Source organism: Aliiglaciecola sp. NS0011-25, from assembly GCF_040370605.1.
GTDB lineage: Bacteria > Pseudomonadota > Gammaproteobacteria > Enterobacterales > Alteromonadaceae > Aliiglaciecola > Aliiglaciecola lipolytica_A.
Genome location: NZ_BAABWR010000007.1, coordinates 25,802 through 46,465, shown reverse-complemented (window position 1 = coordinate 46,465; position 20,664 = coordinate 25,802). Strand labels below are relative to the sequence as shown.

Genomic DNA, 20,664 nt, shown 5'->3' with positions numbered 1-20,664 from the left:
AAATGTTCAACTTTTTTAACTAACTTTCTTCGCCGTCGGTATTGAGCATTTGTTAACCAACTATATAATCGTTGTCTCTGACAAACGGCAACTCCCCTATAGCCTAGTACCCTGAGAGTAACTCATACATTTAAGGAGATACATCAAACAGGATGACAGAGAGGCAGAGCAATTTCTTTCGCGGAATGTTGAGTTAGGCTGCTGTGGTTCTGACGTCGTCTACAATGAATTCTAGAAATTCACAATAAATATTGAATTAACTCTATGCAAATATCAATTAATTGAAAAATAACATTTCAAAAAAGTTATCTATAAAAAATTAAACTGATAGCACTTTTTATAACGTTCTATTTGCTAACTCGGTAAGGAAAAATTTGTATGTTTCCTCAGTAAAATGGAACGGAGCTACACCCCACTTATGATCAGTATCGGCCTTTATTATTTCTTTAGGGTACTCAATCATTGCCTCGCTTCCGAAGGTGTTTTCTAACTTAAGGTAGGCTGCTCGCAAATACTCGTTTTTTTCTGCAATTTTCGCTGGGAAATCTATAGAGTGATTGCCAGTTGGTTGATAAAACACACAATTAACGAATATTTTATTTAGCTTTAGATCATCACAATATCCCTTCAGACGTCTTAAACCTGCTTCCCATAGGCTTTTAAATTCGTCAGAGGAGCTTTTGACTATACGTCCATTTTGACTTTGAGAGCTCGATGCTGTTTTGTACTCCGATGAAACAGTATGTGACGAATTATCATCAAAAAGCTTTAGATTAAATCTATCATCAATTAGGTCAATAACAATAATGTCATTTTGGCTGTTTTCTAAACTAAGCCAAAACCTTTTAGTCATATCTCTTTCTACCATTCGTTTTTGAAAAGTAGATTTAATATTGTTTAGTATTTTAGAGTCTTTTCTGCTTTTGGTTGCCAATGACGCTAAGCTGGTTCTCGCCGTATAGTCAATTAACTTAAAGTCAGTAGTTATTTCTAGTGCATCCCGCGTTACACAACTACCAAGAATTCGTACATTTTTCATTTCAAAAACGCTGTAAATTTTAAGTGTTGCTTCATTTTTATTAACTCGTTAATTTTAATATATATATATAAAATTTAATCGTACACTTAGGCTCTAGTGAAGTTACGAAAGATTTCTAACTATTATCAGCGCCTTTGTAGATATTTCATCGTATCAAAACAGAATAATTTTAGCTATAAAGTTGTGAACAGCCTTAGTTCATAGTCAGGAACCTGCCTTGAGGAAAATAGGAACTTTTCAGCCAATAGTTCTTTTTATTCAATCAGATTTCAAAATGACTACTGAACTCACGTGGGAGGATCATATTACTTTTTGAACTGTGTTGTTTCATTAAAGAAATTAAAGCAATTGGTGGGGTATTAAATTGGTTCGTTTAATAGGCCAATTTACTAAGTTTTCAGCAATTGAAACATTTTCGCAGTTAAGCTTCAGTGATACTAAAATAGTATTTAGCTCTTCATCGCTACTATATTTATACCCATTTACCCCATCAGTTACATAGTACTTTAAAGATCCTTGGCTGGGAGCAAGCACCTGTTTTGAAAAAGACATTGCTTGAAAAAAACCGCCTGAAGTTAAAATGTCACGATACGATAGAAGTACGTAATCTGCAGAGTTAAGGTAAAGTTGTACTTCATCATCATCTATAAATTTGTTTACTACTTTAAAGCTATCATTTTTGAATGATTTAATTTCAGCTAATGTTTTTTTACAGAATATTTTCCCAGCAATTAAATAGTTAGCAGAAAATTCGTTTTCTAAAATTGCTTTTTTAAAAACCTGTATCTTAGGCACTAAATCTTTGTATTCTTTTATTTTTCCCAAAGTAGCGATGGTTAGTTTTTTCTCATCAATTCCTATTTTTTTTCGTGCTTCGGCCTTAACAGTATCATTTTTATAGATATCTTGGTAAAGGCCATGTTCAATTATTTGGATGTTGGCGTTTTCATGTAACCAGTCTTTTATCTCCATTTCTATGAGTGGATGATGGAGCAACACAGCATCACATAATTTAGATAATTGGTTACGAAATTCGTATTCTATGTCAAGGTTCAGTTGCTCATGGTTTTGGCGATTATGAACAGTCCAAACTACTTTCACACCTCTTTGTCTTAGCAGTAACAAATTAGACATGAAGTTATTTAGCACGTCTGTAATGCTTTCTTGTGTTTCCTTATTAAAGAAAATATTTATCCAGTGAATATGCAGAACATCGCCCGCTTCAAATCGACTTAAATCAAGATTGATACTGTCAGCTTCTGACAAGCCCTTAACCTCTACACCCAATTGTTCAAAATTTTGATAAAGTAATTTTTGATAGGGATTCCCATGACTATAATCAGGCAGAAAATAAAGAGTACGGCCTCTGGTTAACCAAGAAAAGTCCGACATTTTCGGGACTTCAATTAATCGCTCCAGAAAATAAGATAAACTTTCTGCTAATCCGTAAACACGGTTAACATTGCACCAAAAATTGTATTGATGAGTTTGATATGCTTCTTGTAAACATTTGGTTTCAAGCTCTGGAAGGCTTTTCAGTTGATATACTTTTGCCTTTGATATCCACCCCAGAACAGGGTCTTCAAAAGAAATAACTTTATCAGTGAGAACTAGTAGCCGAGTATATAAATCATCAGAAACATTTTTTTTACTCAGGCCTCGTAAGTAAAAACCAATAAAGTCATGGTATGTATCTTTTAGCTCTGAAACTGGCGCGAGTCTATTTGTAGCATCAACTAAATACTGGAGTTCAATTTCCAATTTTGATTCACATAATAATTTTAGAAAATCTTTTTGCGACTCAAATTTAATGGCCTCTTTTCGTAAAAATTCGTAAAGAAGTCCGATACCTGCCCAAAAGTCATTTTCCTTTAACGCCTTTGCAATTGCCCCTATCTCTAAGCTCTTTAAATTTTGACTTAGAGGTACCGATCGCTGCCTGCTACCATTAAAGTATTCATTTACAATGATATCATCAAAGTTTTTCGCTTTAGGGTTACGCCTCCAGTACGACTGTGGAGCTCGATAATGAAGTCCAAGATCTTGATTTAATAGATAAAGCTTGCTTCCTCGGGTACCGCAACGAAGCCAGAACTCCCAATCGGACGAAGGGCCGAAACGACTTTCAGTAAAATATCCATTGGTTCTATGTAATTTTGTTCGCCAAACAGGCATGCAATGCGGAATATTATGAGAAACTATCTTTTGCTGTTGATTATTGAACTTAGCAAGTTTTTCAACCCCATATATTTCCGACGTTTTAGGTTGATACCAAACTACTTCATTCTCAGATTCGGACCAAGACTGATTTTTAACATCTGTCACCCTCAGACTAGTGCTAGCAATATCAACTGTTTTATTTCCTTCTAAGGCTTTTACTAATTTGAAAACATGTTCAGAACTACGTTTATCATCAATATTCGCATTTGAACAGAAAGACGAAGAGCTTAACCTAACGCCTAAGTTCCAAACATCATATAGCCCAGGATCAACAGCTAACCAAACATAAATTAACGATGTATTGTCTTGACCAAAACTCATTAAGTTTAAATGCTCTTGACCATCAGACTTTGGACGAAAAATAAATGTTTCGATATTTTGAAGCTCTTTAAACTTCGCGGTGTTTTCAAGAAATGCTTCTTTGTATTCATCCCCATTGAACATGGATGTGATAAGGGTACAAACAGGTACCCAAGACTTAAGATGATGATTTAAAGGTTGCAGGCTGCCAAGTATAGGGTAAAGCAAATGATTAATATGCTCTGGCTCTTTTTGCGGCTCTATGAAAATAGTGTCGAACTTATTCAACAACGCCAGACTTAGTGTTTTGCTGTCAAATAAAACAACGAAATCTTTATTAAAATCGATTGGGTAGTCGTTAATTAATGAAATGCTTTGATCTGTTTTAGGAACCGAATATGAATCGGTGTTCAAAATACAAAGTTCAAAGTGTAAATCGATAAACTTATTAAACGTCCTGAAAAGGTTTACCCACGCTGTAACTTGCCTGTTGCTTATGTTACAGCAGTCTAATATGAACTTTTTTTGTTGTTTAGCCTTACGGGGCAAAATTTTAACTTTCTCTGTAGTATCCATTGCAAAAAAATTCACCAAATAGGCTTCATAACTTTTTTAAGAGTAATTAGAACGAAGAAATGATTTGTAAAATTGATGGAAACAACTTTATTGATGCTTTTTAGAAAAATATTTTATACTAACACTAAAATAAATCCCTGTCATCTACTTTTTAAAGTAGCTGTTCCTCTAGGCTTCTCGCTCGTCCTCATAAAGTCCAGTAAACATCGGAGAAATAATTCACACGAAGAGCCGATGCAAATGGCGAGACAAAGTTTGGTGCGACACAGCTTTACTAAAACGCCTAAGAAAAATGTATATAGAAAAGACTATAGGTACCACACATTTTAAAACGAATAATGCCCATAGGCTATTTCTTGCTCAAACTTTTGTGCAACCAATTCAATTAGCTCAGGATCATAATATGTTTTGTAATCCAGACGGCTCGATTTATTTCTGATCGTCAAAGGGTTGCAGTCTAACTCAAGTTGTAGACACACTTTTTGAAAGTCAGTATCTAAATGTTCATATTTAATAATAAAATCAACATTATCAAACCATTCTTGCTGATGACTTGGATTTTCTACTGCAAGCAACTGAGGTAGAGTTTTAACTTGATTAAGCAGGTTTATAAAATCATTTCTATCCCACAGTTTTACCTTTCGGTGTGGTGAAAAGTAAAATGAAATCATTCTTTCCCATGGGTTTCTAATCGTAGCAAAAATAAACAAGTGTTTAAATAAAGTCTCTGGCAGTACTTTCTGATAATCTGTCAGACTAGAGTGTTTATGTATTCCGGCAAACTGATTTCTCACTTCAAATCTTTCTATTCCATCCTGAAAATCATTGATACAGACTATTTTATCTTCTGAATATGCTTTTAGCCTTTCTTGGATACTATTTCCTGCGGTTTTAGGCAGATGCAAAAATAAAAAGTTGTGTTCTATAGACAACATAAATCGATCTCTTTTCAGCGCGAAGCTGTTGTATTTAAGTTAAACAGTATAACCAAATTTTTCAATTTCAAACTCATAGTGTTTAGCAATTAAATCACGAGTTGGTTGATCATAAAAATCTTCAATCGCTAAGTTACGATTTCTAAATTGACTTTTGAAATTTGGCAATTGTTCAGGTTGAAATGGTACATTAATTCTTTCACATACGTGCTGAATACCATCTAACAAACTTTCATATCTAATATAAAAATCGAGAGAATCTTGATTGTCCAGTAGATAAATTTGTTTATCTAAAACCTTCCCGCCACTTTTTACCCAATTTCTAAATAAGCTCACGTCGTTTTCTGATTGATTTTGATACTTTTCAGGATTTCTCGACTTTTCGAAATGATAAAACGCTGAAATTACCTTATCAAATGGGTTTCTTACAATTGTGAATTTGAAGTAGTCATCCCAAATATTTGGCGCTAATTTGTCTCTAATCGTTTTTGCAGACATATGGTTGTAGTACTCTGACTCCCCTCTATTTGGGCCTCTGTATCCTATTATACCCGCGTCAGTTACTAGCTGCTCTCTATGATGCTGTGGCTGCCAATTGGTGTCAGCTACGCAATAACGTTCAAAGTAAACCTCAACTGACGTGCTTGCTGTTTTAACTGATTTAACAAAGATAAATTTCTTTAAATGACTTACTAGCATTCCATCCCTTAATGATTAATAAATTAATTTGATCTCTTCGGGCAACAAACAAATCGTATCCGAGCATGCCTGAACCTTTACCTTCAATTCATTGGCCCTATTTGGTATACGTTTTGCTGAAAAAGGGATAACGACCTGGTGCTCGTAGATCAGCATTTTCTTTTCGGAAAAACCGAGTTTACGCAATTCACCTTGTGGATACACAACTTCAAAATCGGTGTTTTTTATCAATGGACTCAACTCTGTGGGAATAAGTTTTGAATCTAGAAGAGTATGCGCATTGATATGCCACCCATCTTGCATTTTCAAATAAAGATTACCACCGTCAACTGAACGCTTGATTAACGCAACTCCCTTTCCTCTTGCAAAAAATGAACTTAAGCGAGACAAACTATTTTTCTTTTGTTGCCAAGCCAACACAACTGACGCAGCATCTAAATTAGCATTTCGAATATCTGCTGTCAGCAAAGGTAAACTTTTACTTTCCTTCATCAAATTGAAATCTTTTAACTTACTTAATGCCATTAAGGTCATTCCCAATGCACTTGGCATTTCTGAGTCCGTTGACAAATCATCCCAACTCGAATCATTTATTTTAACTAGAAAAGGCTTTTGAATTTCACCTACGAAATCTGCATATTCCTCATCACTGAAGGTTAAATAAAGCTCATTGAAAAGTAAAATTGCCCATGCAAAATCGTTAAATGTAGCCGCTATTGAAGTATTTCCCCTGAATTGGATTCGAAATAATTGGTCATTTTGATAGTGACCTTGGATTAATTCAGTTGCTCCTATAGTCACAATGTCTCGCAACAAAATATCGTTAGTAGTTTGGTAAAGCTCTGTCACAGACAACAAATAGATTGCGCTCCAAGCCAAGATACTCTTGTCGTCCACAGTAGGCTTATTTTTACTATTTTTAAGTGCTTTCAGTTGTCGAATATGTTGATTAGGTAAGCTGAGATTCCTCAACGATAGCAAACCATTTTTTACATTCAAGTTTGCTGATAATTCAGAATTACTAAATTTGCTATAGTTAGGATAACGATAATATTCTCCTTCGATGCCATTGGATATAGCTGATATTGAAGAAGAATATAGATCCGTGTGTTTAAAATTAGATTCAACAAAATGTATAATTTGATAAGCAAAATCGACATAAACCTGTTTTTGAGTAATCAAATATAATCTATTTAAAACTCTAATCAATTGCCCTTGGTCATATAACATCTTTTCAAAATGAGGCTGCTCCCAAGACCCATCTTCAGCATATCTATGCATACCGCCATCAACAAAATCGTAAGTAGGGCTGGTTAATAGTTGATTTACCTGTTTCTCAACAATTTGCAGATCACCACTTTGCAATTCATCTAATAGGTAAAGTAGCCAGTTTGCTCGTAAAAAGCGAGGCCCATTTCCTTGTTGTTCCCGTTTCAATATTGTTCTTATATCTGCCAACATTTGAGTTTTTTTGCTACTGATTTCTGTACTGGAAACTCTCTTTAAATCGGGTGTATAACTTGGTAATAACTGATGATGGCGCGATTCAGCCAATTCTGACATCGATTGAGAAGATGCTTGCCACTTCTTTGCTAACACGTTGAGTGTCTTGTACAAACTCTTAGGCTTAGTGTAAGAGTCAATCCACAGAATGTGTCCATTGGGAGTAAGGATAACCTGAATAGGCCAGCCGGGCGTTTCGATAACCTTGGAAAGCGCTCTATGGTACTTATTATCAACGTCTGGATATTGCTCACGATCAAGTTTAATACTGACAAAGTTATCATTAAGTAGGCTAACGATTTGAGGATCATCGTAGCTTTCATCAGAAATCACATGACACCAATGGCATGTTTCATATCCGATGGATAAATAGACCAACTTATTCTGATCTTGTGCAACTTCAAATGCAGGATCAGTCCAAGCAAACCAGTCAATGGCTTGAACAGAATGACGAAGTAGATAAGGAGAGTCCTCTTTAATCAATTGATTAATATTCAGAGGTTTTTCATCCACTGTAATAATTTGCAACTCTTCTAACCAACTTTTTCTTAATTCAAACCATTGTTCAGCAGATTTATCAGTGGCGAATGCAAATAAAAATGGATTGAGAATGAGCGCTAACGTAACTATCCGAAGTAATTGGATCATATTCACAATCCGTATTTTAATGTATAGCTTTTATTTGCAGGTAGAACGCCAAAGCTTTCTTTTTTACCATTGGGCCAAATTACCAATACTCTTGCCTTCTCAGCTTTACTCAAACCAATATGTTGAACTTTTGGGTGTGCTGACATATAACCTTGGCTACTAGAAACCTGTCGCCACACATAACCATCCTTTCCGTATCCAACTAATATTTGAGCACCTATTGCGTCTAAATTAACCCCTTTATCTGGCGCGCCTTGTAATTTAATTTTCAACCAATTATTAGCTAGCTTTTCCGCATTATTTTTAAATAGCATCGCTGAATCATGGTAATTATTGATTAATACATCTAGGTCACCATCATTTTCTAAATCCAAATAGGACACTGAACGGCTATTGGCTACCACGTCTAAACCAGACGTTTTAGACAGGTTGTTCAGTTTGCCATTGGCATTAAGGTAAAATACGTTGGATGCTTTACCCGCATCTGGGAAGATAACCTCATCACTTTGATAACTATTTGTAGAGGAGTACACGTAATAGTCATTCATGCCATTGACAACATACAAGTCGTCATCTCCGTCGTTATCTACGTCAAAAAAATCTGCATCCCAAGCCCAACCTGTTGATGTATCACCTCGCCCGATACTGTCAGAAAGTTGGTAAGCCAATTGACCACTTTGGTGGCTTGATAAAAACAAATCATTATTTTCAATCACGCGCATATTAGCTAGTTTATCCGGATCGAATTTAAATGGCGTATCTTTAGAAGGCAGTACGTACCCCTCATCTTTATTCATGGTAGTGATATTGGAGATATATACATCGGCCAACCCATCTTGATTTAGGTCGGTTAAAGAAATATTCATGGTATAAGATGGTTTATCAGTACCTAACTTTTCAGCCACGTCTACAAACTCTTTTCCCTTGCGATTAATGTAATATGCATTGATTCCAAAATCATTCCCAACAATTAAGTCTTGCCAACCATCTAAATTAAGATCGGTGTGTGTAACAGCCTGGCCCCAACCAGAATTGTTTGCTCCTAGAGCATCATTAGACTTACTAAATTTAAAATCACCCTGATTAATATAAAGTTCATTTTGAATGCCGTTGGTATTCTTGCGAGCTAACGTGGGTAACTCACCTTTTAAATAGTTACCAAAATACACCAAATAAATATCTAGAAGCCCATCATTGTTCACGTCCAACAAGGTAGCAGGCCCGCCTATTAATCCTATGCCTCCAAGGCTGGCAATTTCAGTTTTATCAGCAAAAGTACCATCCCCCATATTTTTATAAACTCTATGGGTGTCATTTACATAGGTGATAATAATATCTTGCAAGCCGTCGTTATCAATATCGGCAATAATGGGTTGTCGAGGCTCACCGGGTAAACCATCTTTAGGTCTAACCCAGTTAAGACCCGCAGAAGCGGTTTTATCTACCAATTTAGTGCCGGTATTAAATAAAAGTTGGTTGCCTGCACCGCTCAAAATTAACACATCAATCAAACCGTCATTATTAATATCTTCTGTTGCAACACCAGCGCCACCAAATGCTGGCGGTATTGTAATATTGCCAACATTACCCACTTTAAGGTAACTGCGCATTTGTCGACTTAACCAGTCAGAAGAGCGATGTTCAAAGTTAAGACCATAAGCTTCATCTATTCGAGTAAAATAGGTATTGTCTTGATTATTGTCTGCTGCAGAAACTATTGGTTCTTTATTAATTTCTGGAGAACTATACTGGGAATATTGACCAATTATTTGCGCTAAATTTTGGTTTGTTTGATAAATATACTTTGCATCTAATATGGCCTGAGACCGCTTTTGTTCGGCTTTTGCCAACTTACCCGTTTCTCTGAGTAACAAAAGAGCATAATCCGCGATACCTTCAGTTAATAACTCAGCAGCAAAGGGATCCGCCTCTTTCGTAAGGCTTTCATCTAAAATATCTAGCCCATTGGCCAAATATAACCAATGAAGACCCGAATCACGAAATGCATCTAGATCATAAGCCTCTATGGTTACTTGCCGAGATTTGGGAAAGTTTGGAAAATAAATAACATCTTCGTATGAATTCACATTATGCGGCAAAAGTCTATCTAGAGCTTTTTGTACAGACGCTTCAGAGATAACACTTGGATTTTCTTCTAAGGATTGAGCCTCCAAATAAAGTGCTTCAGCAAAACCAACCATGGCTTGTTTAAAAGCCTCTTGAAATTGCGTGCTATTTATAGGGTCAGGGGGTAGTGTGGCATAAGCAAAATAAACTTGAAGATTTCTGGCAAAAAGTTCTACATTTATATTGTTATAAGCTGCGTATGACGCCACTTTTTGTTCAATTAACTTCGAAAGAGTGCCGGTTATATTCGACTTTGTCACAGCAACAGTATTTTCTTTGCTCGAGTGTTGGAACTCTGGAAATAATTTAGCCCAAGCTCGTACTATTGTTTGTTCATCAATTTCATATTGATCCGCCATGCGAGCTTGCTGATCTGCAAGCTGTAGCAAGGCTAAGGTTGCTAAATCTGTATATTGTTTAATAGCTTCAACTGCGTCAGTTGACAACATGGGTAGATCACCATCTTCCAGCAACAATTGCTCTTGCTGTACCGACATGATTGCCCGCAGAGAGTAAGCTATAGAACCGTAATGGAGCTCATCTCTTTTCGAAATCTGTAAAGCAAAATCACTAAATATTAATTCAGTAATTTGAGGGTTAATGGTCTTTATGGCTAGGACATTAGGTACCGCTTTTTTTACATTTTCGCTAGTAACCTGCTGTATTCTTTCTTCTACTTCAGCTGCCGCTATTGTCCATAGGGTATAAACGAATTGTTTTTGAAAATCGGTTTTTGAATATCTCGCTTTATCGCTAAGTGGTGTGCCATAAATCAACGACTCTAAACGCGTTGCTGTGGCATGGCACTTTGGATCTCTATTCGCCTCAAGCTCACCAAGTGTTTCTAGTATAGGGTTAGAAATAGAAGAAACATGTGGATTTAAATCTTTGCTGGGAGGCGACCAAGCAGTCGCTTCATTGAGATCAGCCCAAATTTTAAATGAGCAAGTACAACTAAATAAGATAGCAATCAACAATGCAGGCCTGAACATAATATTCAACGTTTTATCATCCTTCTTGAAATTCTAATGAGCGTACTATAAACACCTTGATTGCTTTAAATTAGCGGAAAAGATCACACATTATTTAAATTATAAGGACCCCTAAAACATACCATTTAATTAATTAAGCTAGTTCCAACCTTAAAAATTTGCTATATAGTATATTCGAAGTGTCTACCTTTCCAAATCAAATTACTGTTTTTTATATCAAAACTGACAATGGGCTCTGCTGCCTGCAAACATGAAACGTAAAGAATAAGGGAATAAATAATGCACATATTTACAAAATGGCCGTTGAGAGCCAAGGCTAACATGATATCCAGTTTGTTCTTTTCGCTATTATTCATAAACAATGTGAATAGTGCTGAGTTTGCTGGCGGCGCAAACCAAGTAACCGTTACTGACTTACCTGTTGATACAATTTATATCCGAGTTTCAGGCCCTAACAACTTCTCATTTCAAACCGAACAGGGGGTAATTTACGCGCCTAGCAATAGTTTGTTGGTCGATGGTCAATATTCATATGAAATCACTGCACAAGTGTCTTCCAAGATTAACGCCCAAGGCGCCAGGATAAACACCGGTAGAGAAAGCAATGTACCAACCGAATCACCTAGCGCTGTTGTTGAATATGGTTATTTTAGAATTATGAATGGTGAAGTTGTGAATACCAACAGCGAGGAAGAAGAATAATGAAAAGTGCAAATGAAATTATTCAGATCGGACTTTTAGGTACGTTTTTGACTGTTTTGTATTCAGGAAACGTATTATCAGACCAGGTAATAGCAGATGATTTGATAGTGCAATTTAGCACATGCTCAGGTAATGACTGTGTGAATGGAGAAAGCTTCGGTTTTGACACGTTGCGCTTAAAAGAAAATAATTTACGCATTAATTTTGACGACACCAGTGCCTCAGCGAGTTTTCCTGCAAACGACTGGCGTATCGTCATAAATGATACAAGTAATGGTGGTGCAAGCTATTTTGCAATAGAAGATTCAACTGCAGGTCGGATACCTTTTAAAGTTGAAGCAGGGGCACCTTCTAATGCACTCATTGTTGAATCATCAAGTGGTGATATTGGTATTGGTACAGCAGCGCCAGTTCTAGAAGTGCATATTGTAGATGGTGACTCCCCTGGTATAAGAATAGAACAAGATGGTAGTAGTGGTTTCACGACCCAAACGTGGGACGTTGCAGGCAATGAAGCAAACTTCTTTGTTCGAGACGTGACAAATGGCTCACTACTCCCGTTTAAAATAAAACCCAGTGCACCAAACAATAGCTTATTCGTGAATACTAACGGCGCGATAGGTCTTGGTACCGCATCACCTTCAGCGCGATTAGACATTATTAGTACTTCCGGTAAGGCTGATATTAATTTAAAATCTTCTAATAGCACCAACACGCCCAACTGGACTATTGCTAATAACTTTGATGAGCTGAGATTCTCGATTCCAGGTTCAGGTGCTGTTGAGGCATCATTGAATAACCTAGGTAATTTCACGACTTTGGGCACTATTGCTCCATCAGATTTTCTTTTAAGGGGTGACAGTGTAGATTGGCGAATAATTAACAACTTTGATACGTTGCGTTTCAGTATTCCGGGAAGTGGAACCGTTGAGGCTCAGTTGGATGCTAGTGGTAATCTTGCAATATCAGGTACTTTAACCCAAGGCTCTAGCCGCACCTATAAAACCAACATATTACCTATTGACGTTGATAGCATTATCGCAAAACTAGCCAATTTACCGATGGCCACCTGGAGTTATTTAAATAACACCGAAGTGCAACATATCGGCCCTATGGCAGAAGACTTTTACGCAGCATTTGAGTTTGGTGCCGATGAAAAACATATTGCTCCAGGAGACATGGCAGCGATAGCCCTTATCACGGCTAAAAAATTGAATGAGGATACAGTCTCCCTAAGCGAAAAGGTGCAGCAGAAAGACGCAGAGATATCTGAACTAAAAAGCCAGCTTGCTGACCTACTAATCAGAATGAACAAATTGGAATCGAATAAGTAAAGTTAAGCAAGTAAATTAAATTCAAAACATAAAAAAGGGCCGAGTGGAGACTGTAACTATTTTTGTGTAACTGCCTATCTCAATTTACTCTATAGAGAGTTAAGGATAGGCAGATGAATATGAAAATACATATTCAGAAGCTAGCTGAGTGTCTACGAAATTGGGGGAAGATCAAAGTCCACCTCAGTGAACAGTCGTAACGGTAAGAGCAGCAAACGCGTTAAAACCGAAGATGGTGAGTTTGAACTCGACACGCCTCGCGACCGTGACGGCTCCTTTGAACCCAAGTTGGTCAAAAAGCATCAATCCCGTTTCACATAGATGGACGATAAAATCCTCTGGCTTTACGCACAAGGCATGAGCACTCGTGAAATAGTCAACGCATTCGATGAATGGTACGGTGCGGAAATATCGCCGACACTGGTTTCTCGCGTCACTAATGCGGTTATTGAGCAAGTTGTGGAATGGCAGTCGCGTCCATTAGACTCTATTTACCCGATTGTGTATCTCGACTGCATCGTGGTCGAAGTACGCCAAGATAAACGCATCATCAACAAATCTATCTTCCTGGCCTTGGTTATCAATACTGAAGGTCACAAAGAACTGATGGGCATGTGGATTGCCGAGAATGAAGGCGCTAAGTTCTGGCTGAACGTGCTGACCGAGCTACAACAGCGTGGCGTAGAAGATATCTTCATCGCATGTGTCGACGGTCTGAAAGGCTTCCCTGACGCCATCAATGATGTATTCCCACAAGCGCATATTCAACTGTGCATCGTACACATGGTGCGTAATTCGTTGAAATACGTGTCATGGAAGGACTACAAAGCCATTACAACAGACTTAAAGCGTGTGTACCGTTCTTCAACCGAAGATGAGGCGCTGCTAGAGCTTGAACGGTTTGCTGAGACATGCGATAGCCAGTACCCTCAAATCGCTAAATCATGGCGTACGCAATGGCATAATCTCAACACCTTGTTTAACTACCCTGAGGACATCCGCACAGAATCTGTTACATGCTCGCCGAGTGGCCCTTTTTGCTTTTACTCTTTCAAAATTTATTCTCTAGAAACGGCCATTGAATAGCCGTGTTCTTTCAACAAGGCATGTTGTTTGGATTTATCCAAATCACTGCGAACCATTTCGGCACACATTTCTTCAACTGAGCTCTCTGGTACCCAGCCAAGCTTTTCTTTAGCTTTAGAAGGATCACCTAGTAGGGTTTCAACTTCTGCAGGACGGAAATAACGTGGGTCAACTTTCACAATCACATCACCAACACTAACGCCTGGCGCATCGTCACCACTAACCGCAGTTACTGTCGCAATTTCATCGACACCTTCGCCGCTAAATTCAAGAGTTATACCGGCTTCTGCAGCAGACATACGTACGAACTCACGTACTGAAATCTGTTACCAGTAGCGATAACAAAATCTTCAGGCTTGTCTTGTTGCAACATCATCCATTGCATACGCACATAATCTTTTGCATGACCCCAGTCACGCAATGCATCCATATTTCCTAGGAACAAACACTTTTCTAGTCCTTGGGCAATGTTCGCAATAGCACGAGTAATTTTACGTGTTACGAAGGTTTCACCACGGCGCTTACACCTACTCTCCTCCGATTTTATGAGTAGGAAATGAAGGCCAGTGATACAATACTAATCACAATCTCTTAGAAATTTGAATCTAATAGATTTTTTATCCCTTCGGCGTAAAACTCTGGAGTGGCATGATTATTAGTGGCTGATAATTTATATTTATCATTTAACAAATAATTGTCGTCACATAAATCTAAATTTGGGTCAATCATTAACTCTGAATGACCAGACTCTTTAAAAACAAGATTGTATGAATCTTCTTGAATTTCATAATGTAAAGCAGGATTCCCACTTTTCAACTGCTTTTCTCCAAAGCAATACTTTGCTGCTTCGCGATTGAGGTTCGGACTAGCGAACCAAGCAAGCACTTCAATATTTTTAGAGTCATTAATATTTTGCAAAAAAGTAGACTTCTCTACGTAGTAATCATGATAAATTTGCCCTAAAAGCCCTTTTGATATAGGTTCATAATTATCTTTATTACAAAGCATTGTAGAAATATTTTCTGTACAAAGAGGTAGTTTGCAACTATTGAAGCCCCCCCAGTTTCCATAAACAGCTTCACCTTTAAGTCCCATCCCGACCATAATAACTTTCGCTTTCTCATTTTCCCCAAGAATAAAGTCTTCAAACATTTGAGGGTTAGGGATCGTTTTATCTCCGTAACTAACAGAATCGTTATAACGAAACTTTTTTAGAAAGCTATCTTTATTATTATAGTCTAAGCCTTCTTTCAAAAAATTAGTGCATGCGAACTTGATATCATATGTTTTAAGAGTTGCTTCATACTTTTTAATTTCTTGCCAAAAATATGCTAAATGACTGTTTCCACATAAAATAAGCTTCATTAGCTAAAAACCTCCAACAAATCATCTTCACATTGAATATTGTTTGAACGCTCAGGACTATTAGCAGATACTTTTTTAACATTTGTTAAAGGTGAATGTTCAGAAGAAAAAACTTTCATAACGGTTTCTACACCTTCTTTTCTTACACTCCGCAAGTTAGTTTCATAAAACATTGACCTTATGCTCGGATTGGTAATTATTTCATACGATGGAAAATAGTCTATGTGACTTTGAACTTCAGACAAATGACCAGCAACAGCCCTCAATGTTGACTTTGAGTAAGAGTTTGCTTTTAAAATATGATTGCCACTTGCTGTTGCAGTTAGAGGAACTGGCGATACTGTCAATATAATTCTAGGAAGGTTTTTCCCTTTCCTTATAGTTTTGAGCAAATCTTGAAATTCATTGAATGCATTAATACATTCATAAAACGAATAGTTTTTGAAACTATATTTGTCTGGATCAAATTCTCCCGCCAAAACACCTGGTGCAGTTGGAAAAACAGTTCCAGAGTTTTTATTTATCCAAGTTTCAGTTAATCCTAAAGTGAAAATAAATAAATCCATTGTTTCAAAAACTTTTTTAACTGATTCTAAATGATACGCCCTATGAGTTTTCACTTCATTTTCACTGTTTAATCCACTTGGTTCAACTGAAGGCCGGAATGCATCATAGTACCTGCCATTCTTAGTCCAAATACCATCTTCTGGAGTAATGTTACTCGTCACTTCTTTCGTTAATTGAAGTAATTGTTGAACTGTGTATATGTTACCATACCTAGCAGAATACATTGAATAGCCATATTTAGAGTGATTTTTCTCATTTAATAATAAAGGAGCAGGTTCAGTATCTAATATTTTATAACCGCCATTTTGCAAGTGTTTTGCTATGTGTTGGGCAAAACATGAGCCAGCCGTAGCAATATTCCAGTGTTTATGAATGTTAAATTTTTTGGTGTAAATATTTTTAAGATCAAATGGGGTTTCTTCTACAACTCCATGCTTCCAGAACTGGTATGCAGGTAGCTTTTCATAAGGGTTGATATGTTTTTCGGCCATTTTATTACTCATTTATATTAATGTATAAATAGAATCACATTTTTGGAATTTATGTTTCTTTTGGTAATTTTCCCAGTTTGAAAACTCAGACCATTTGGCGATAAACAAAAACTCTAAGTTTACTTTCGTGGATGCTTCGTGATCATATTTACTATCCCCTAAAAACAGCCCAGGGAAGTGAATATTTCCACTAGATATTTCTCTTTCTAAAATCACATCTTTATTATCAGGACTGCCAAAGATACCGCCGTTAAATAGATTTGAAATATTGCGTTTTTTAAATACTTCTCGCAATTCATTCTGATCCCCTCCCGATACAATTAACCAATTTGCATCAGCAGTTAGTACACGCAATTCATTTAAGCCGTCTACTACATCACATTCCATTAAACCAGTGCGCACGTATCCAGCATAAGATCCTAATAATTGGTCCAATTTTGTTGTTTTATTATCTTTTACAAATGTATCGACAAACCATTCAAATTTTTTATAACGAGATACACCACCTCGAGCAACATGATAATCAACTAACCCTTTAGCGGCTTCTTCGCCATAGGGTAAAGCTGCTTTGTAAAAAGCTTCTGTTTTTACTTTATTAGAATCTAGAATAACGCCATCGCAATCAAATACTAGAGTTTTATATCTTTTCAAATTCATAATTGGTGAAGCTCTTTCAATGCTTTTTCTACTGGAGCAACATCATCTGGTACGTCTACTGCTAAACTACCAGCGGTGGTTTCAAACATTTGAATGCGATTGCCAAATTCTAAGAAACGTAATATCTCTATGTCTTCGCTAAACTCTAATTCGCTTTTTCTGCCAAAGGACTTATACATTTTTAGCTCATCAGCATTAAATGCGTAGATACAAACTTGCTTTTTATAAGCTTTAGGGGCATTTCGCTGATCTTTGTAGCCGGGTAAAGCTGACCTAGACATGTAAACAAGCACATCGTCTTCCGTTGTAATAACTTTGGGTATATTGACACTATTTGGGTCTTCACTTTCTGATAACCAACAATATCCATTGACAATCAAAGACATATCTTTCTTCTTAATTTCAATTGCTTTTTCTATGTCTTCTGGATTAACTACAGGTTCATCCCCTTGCACATTAATATAAATATCAGCATCAATCTGTTCAGCAGCTTCTGCGAGCCTATCCGTTCCTGTTAAGCAACTATCAGTTGTCATTACAAAATTGAAGCCAGCTTGTGCCACAACCTTTGAAATACGTATATCTTCTGTTGCTACATAAACATTATCTCGACCTACCGCTTTTGAAGCCAATTCAGCAACCCAAATAATCATTGGCTTACCAAGTAGAGGAACAAGTGGCTTGCCAGGATACCTACTTGAAGAATATCTAGCAGGAATTAAAACGACAGCTTTCATTAAGACTCCTGCATAGCGTATATTGAAGATGTTGGAATACGATAAGTTGTTGGAGTAACAGACATTACTTCAATCTTTTGAGTATTATTGAAAAGATCTAAAGTATCTTGCATCTCTTTACTTCTAGGATCGCCTGCACCATAACCATCAAACCCTGCTAAATAAATACAATTGGCGTTTCCACTGCTAGAAATCGCTAAAGCATAACTAATAACTAACGAGTTAGGTAATACTGCAGTAGAAGTGCCAAATTCAATCGTATCAGCTTTCACAGTTAAACCAAAATCCAATAGCTCCTTTCCATCAAGAGACTTAATAACATCAACTGGCAACATAGACGCTGGGGTTATTAATGGTTGTGGCAAATCTACATGTGCAGAGCAATCGGCTAAAAGTCTCACTGGGTGACATGCTACACGCAAGTCGATTAGATTTTGCGAAACAGAAGATTGAGTATTAAGAGCGATTACGATAGGATTTTTTGTCTTAATAAAACTTTCAATTGCAAGTTTATGTGCAGCAACTCCAGGGCCTGCACCGAGAATCAAAACGTCTCTACCTGACAGTACTGAGCTCGGATCCCAACGACCTTTACCATTACCTTGATAAAAGTGTCTTGATGCATCAAGTGTATTTGCGCTATATTTTTTGCCACCTTCTACTTTTAGATGATTAATTGCAGCCAAAATATCTTCTTCGCTGTAACGCGAATCGCTCAACATTTCTTGTATATATGTTGGGTGAATTCCATATTTACCAGAAAGATAATAATAAGGATTTGACCCCCAGCCACATTTGTTCTTCATGGGTTTAAAAAATTGTTCAATAACTGCCATTAGCGGAACCATATCAATGGGCAGTTTTCTCTTTTCTGCAATCTCAATTACCAATTCTTCGGTCCGCGCGTTACCTGGACCTCTTCCCATACCGGTAACAGTGGCATCTAACCAAGTAACACCATCGTCAATAGCTTGTATGGTATTTTGTAGCGCCAAGCCCATGTTGTCATGAGTATGTATACCCATCGCGCCTTCCCAATGTTTTCTTAACCAACTAATAATCTTAGTGGTTTGAGCTGGATCCATACTTCCCATGCTATCGGCGAAATACAAAGCATCAATTGCGTATTTAGATGCTTCCAAAGCCAAATTTTCCACTTCTTCCTGAGAACGATCAGCTATTTGCATCAAATTAAAACCTACAATATAGCCTCGTTCTTTTAGCCAAGTACATGCTGGTAGGGCTTTCACAAACTCATGAACATGACACGCAATACGAACCACATCGACTCTTGAGTGCGCAGCATCATTAGGAAATAATTTTGATAAGACTGTATTCTGATCTGTATCACCGACTATTTCTGTCGCATTTATCATAACAGCAACTTTCAACTGATTTGGAACTTGCAACGAGTTTATATAGCTATCAGTGGTAAATGCATTCGCACCTTTAAATCCTTTGTTTATTAGGGAGCGTAAACCCAATTCAACTATATCAACACCTGAGGCTGCCATGGCACTCAAATATTTATTTGTAAGGTCAAAAGGAAAATCCCAGGAGTTGTAGTATCCACCATCTCTAAGTGTACAATCTAAAATAGTACTCATTGTTATCGTCCTAACCTTAGTTAAAAACTTCAGACTTTAAAGCTTCTAGCATGCCTAAACCAAACTCCTGATCGGGTTCTAAATAGTTTCCCTCAGCCCATTCATTCCACGCTCTCAAAAAAACAACATTGTCTTCTTTACTGCGATGTTCAACAGAATCTAAAACCTGTCGAACATGAATTCTAAATAATTCAGGGTTATTGCCGTAAAAAATCATAGCATCATCTCCTAGTCTAGGTGTTGTATCCCAGTTAGGTATGATTACTGGGTAATCAGTGTTGTCAAAGCCCTCTTGTTTAACCAAATATTTCATCACTTTTGCATAGGTTACCTTTTTAAGGTTTTTACTGTGTAAACTGTCCCAACCAGTTGGTTTCTCCCACACATCTTTAGGGAGGTGACGTTGACCGGAATAAAGCGCGCCATCAAGTCCTAACTGTTCAACAGGAACTCCAACCGCATCACCAATTATATGCAGGTCCTTGAATCCTTCAGCTTTTGCAAGACCCCTCCAGTATTCCAGATAACCTTTGCAATCAGGAATTTCACGAGGCCGATAGATTACGAGTAACGGTTTATCATTTATTTTAATATACCTTTCATCTTTAAATGCTTTTAACAAAAACTTAAAATGTTCTAAGGCATCATCTTTTCCAGGATAGGTCTGAATAATGTCATCTCCCTCAGCCCCCCCCATCCATCCTTTACCAGACCAATCATGGTTTGCCCAACCAAGACAAAAAGGGTAATCCGGTTTCCCTGACTCTAACACTTCATTAAATGGTCTTTCTAATAATCGTCTCCCATTACCTAACCAATAATGCCAGTAACAAAATCCTTCAACCCCATACTCTTTTGCAAGTTCAGCTTGAGCGATTCTAGTTTCACTAACTCTCAAATCGTAGAAACCCAAATCAGCTGGAATTTTTGGTTGTACATGTCCTGGAAAAACAGGTTGAGCCTTGGCAACATTAGTCCACTCAGTGAACCCTTTTCCATGAGCTTTGTCATTTTCACTGACAGGGTGGAATTGTGGTAAGTAAAAAGCAATTACTCTTGCTTTAGCATCGGTTGTCAAT

At 37.2% G+C, this 20,664-nt stretch carries 14 protein-coding genes and 2 pseudogenes; 3 read left to right on the top strand and 13 right to left on the bottom strand.

Going from position 1 to position 20,664, the window contains the following annotated elements; translation table 11 throughout:
- Window positions 1-337 precede the first annotated feature (337 nt).
- The 6 genes from ABWV72_RS07675 to ABWV72_RS07650 all read right to left on the bottom strand — a co-directional run bounded on the left by ABWV72_RS07675 (window position 338) and on the right by ABWV72_RS07650 (window position 11,039).
- Entirely contained in the window at window positions 338-1,039 is a 702-nt protein-coding gene (locus ABWV72_RS07675) for a DUF6270 domain-containing protein (RefSeq protein ID WP_353369745.1), read from the bottom strand.
- Window positions 1,040-1,378: 339 nt separating this feature from the next.
- Complete coding sequence (locus ABWV72_RS07670; protein WP_353369743.1) at window positions 1,379-4,135, bottom strand: glycosyltransferase; 2,757 nt, start codon at window positions 4,133-4,135, stop codon at window positions 1,379-1,381.
- Between the two features lie 326 nt (window positions 4,136-4,461).
- On the bottom strand, window positions 4,462-5,070 hold the full coding sequence (locus tag ABWV72_RS07665) for a sulfotransferase family 2 domain-containing protein (protein WP_353369741.1): 609 nt from the start codon (window positions 5,068-5,070) through the stop codon (window positions 4,462-4,464).
- Window positions 5,071-5,109: 39 nt separating this feature from the next.
- A complete protein-coding gene (locus tag ABWV72_RS07660; protein ID WP_353369739.1) occupies window positions 5,110-5,769 on the bottom strand; it encodes a sulfotransferase family 2 domain-containing protein in 660 nt (219 codons plus the stop codon).
- Between the two features lie 15 nt (window positions 5,770-5,784).
- On the bottom strand, window positions 5,785-7,920 hold the full coding sequence (locus ABWV72_RS07655) for a DUF255 domain-containing protein (protein ID WP_353369737.1): 2,136 nt from the start codon (window positions 7,918-7,920) through the stop codon (window positions 5,785-5,787).
- A 2-nt stretch (window positions 7,921-7,922) separates the two neighbouring features.
- A complete protein-coding gene (locus ABWV72_RS07650; protein ID WP_353369912.1) occupies window positions 7,923-11,039 on the bottom strand; it encodes a CRTAC1 family protein in 3,117 nt (1,038 codons plus the stop codon).
- Between the two features lie 279 nt (window positions 11,040-11,318).
- Here ABWV72_RS07650 and ABWV72_RS07645 point away from each other — a divergent pair, with 279 nt between their 5' ends.
- From ABWV72_RS07645 to ABWV72_RS07635, 3 genes and pseudogenes are all read left to right on the top strand, one after another.
- A complete protein-coding gene (locus ABWV72_RS07645; RefSeq protein WP_353369735.1) occupies window positions 11,319-11,741 on the top strand; it encodes a hypothetical protein in 423 nt (140 codons plus the stop codon).
- Window positions 11,741-13,075: a tail fiber domain-containing protein gene (locus ABWV72_RS07640; protein WP_353369733.1), complete on the top strand. Its 1,335-nt coding sequence runs from the start codon at window positions 11,741-11,743 to the stop codon at window positions 13,073-13,075. The genes ABWV72_RS07645 and ABWV72_RS07640 overlap by 1 nt, the downstream gene beginning before the upstream one ends.
- 189 nt (window positions 13,076-13,264) lie before the next feature.
- Window positions 13,265-14,077: pseudogene (locus ABWV72_RS07635) on the top strand (IS256 family transposase); the annotation flags it as partial.
- 56 nt (window positions 14,078-14,133) lie between these two features.
- On the opposite strand, the pseudogene ABWV72_RS07630 reads toward ABWV72_RS07635, so the two are convergent.
- The 7 genes and pseudogenes from ABWV72_RS07630 to ABWV72_RS07600 all read right to left on the bottom strand — a co-directional run.
- Window positions 14,134-14,681 (bottom strand): annotated as a pseudogene (locus ABWV72_RS07630) (GDP-mannose 4,6-dehydratase); the annotation flags it as partial.
- A 71-nt stretch (window positions 14,682-14,752) separates the two neighbouring features.
- The gene (locus tag ABWV72_RS07625; RefSeq protein ID WP_353369731.1) at window positions 14,753-15,526 is read right to left on the bottom strand and encodes a hypothetical protein; all 774 of its coding nucleotides are present in this window, start codon (window positions 15,524-15,526) and stop codon (window positions 14,753-14,755) included.
- Window positions 15,526-16,584: a GSCFA domain-containing protein gene (locus ABWV72_RS07620; RefSeq protein ID WP_353369729.1), complete on the bottom strand. Its 1,059-nt coding sequence runs from the start codon at window positions 16,582-16,584 to the stop codon at window positions 15,526-15,528. Before ABWV72_RS07620 ends, ABWV72_RS07625 begins: the two co-directional genes overlap by 1 nt.
- A gap of 12 nt (window positions 16,585-16,596) precedes the next feature.
- Window positions 16,597-17,241: an HAD family hydrolase gene (locus tag ABWV72_RS07615; protein ID WP_353369727.1), complete on the bottom strand. Its 645-nt coding sequence runs from the start codon at window positions 17,239-17,241 to the stop codon at window positions 16,597-16,599.
- The gene (locus tag ABWV72_RS07610) at window positions 17,238-17,978 is read right to left on the bottom strand and encodes a 3-deoxy-manno-octulosonate cytidylyltransferase (RefSeq protein ID WP_353369725.1); all 741 of its coding nucleotides are present in this window, start codon (window positions 17,976-17,978) and stop codon (window positions 17,238-17,240) included. The genes ABWV72_RS07615 and ABWV72_RS07610 overlap by 4 nt, the downstream gene beginning before the upstream one ends.
- The gene (locus ABWV72_RS07605) at window positions 17,978-19,585 is read right to left on the bottom strand and encodes an aldolase catalytic domain-containing protein (RefSeq protein WP_353369723.1); all 1,608 of its coding nucleotides are present in this window, start codon (window positions 19,583-19,585) and stop codon (window positions 17,978-17,980) included. The genes ABWV72_RS07610 and ABWV72_RS07605 overlap by 1 nt, the downstream gene beginning before the upstream one ends.
- 16 nt (window positions 19,586-19,601) lie before the next feature.
- Window positions 19,602-20,663 carry a glycosyltransferase WbsX family protein gene (locus tag ABWV72_RS07600; protein ID WP_353369721.1) on the bottom strand — a complete coding sequence of 354 codons (1,062 nt, stop codon included), beginning with the start codon at window positions 20,661-20,663 and terminating at the stop codon, window positions 19,602-19,604.
- Between the last annotated feature and the right edge of the window lies 1 nt (window position 20,664).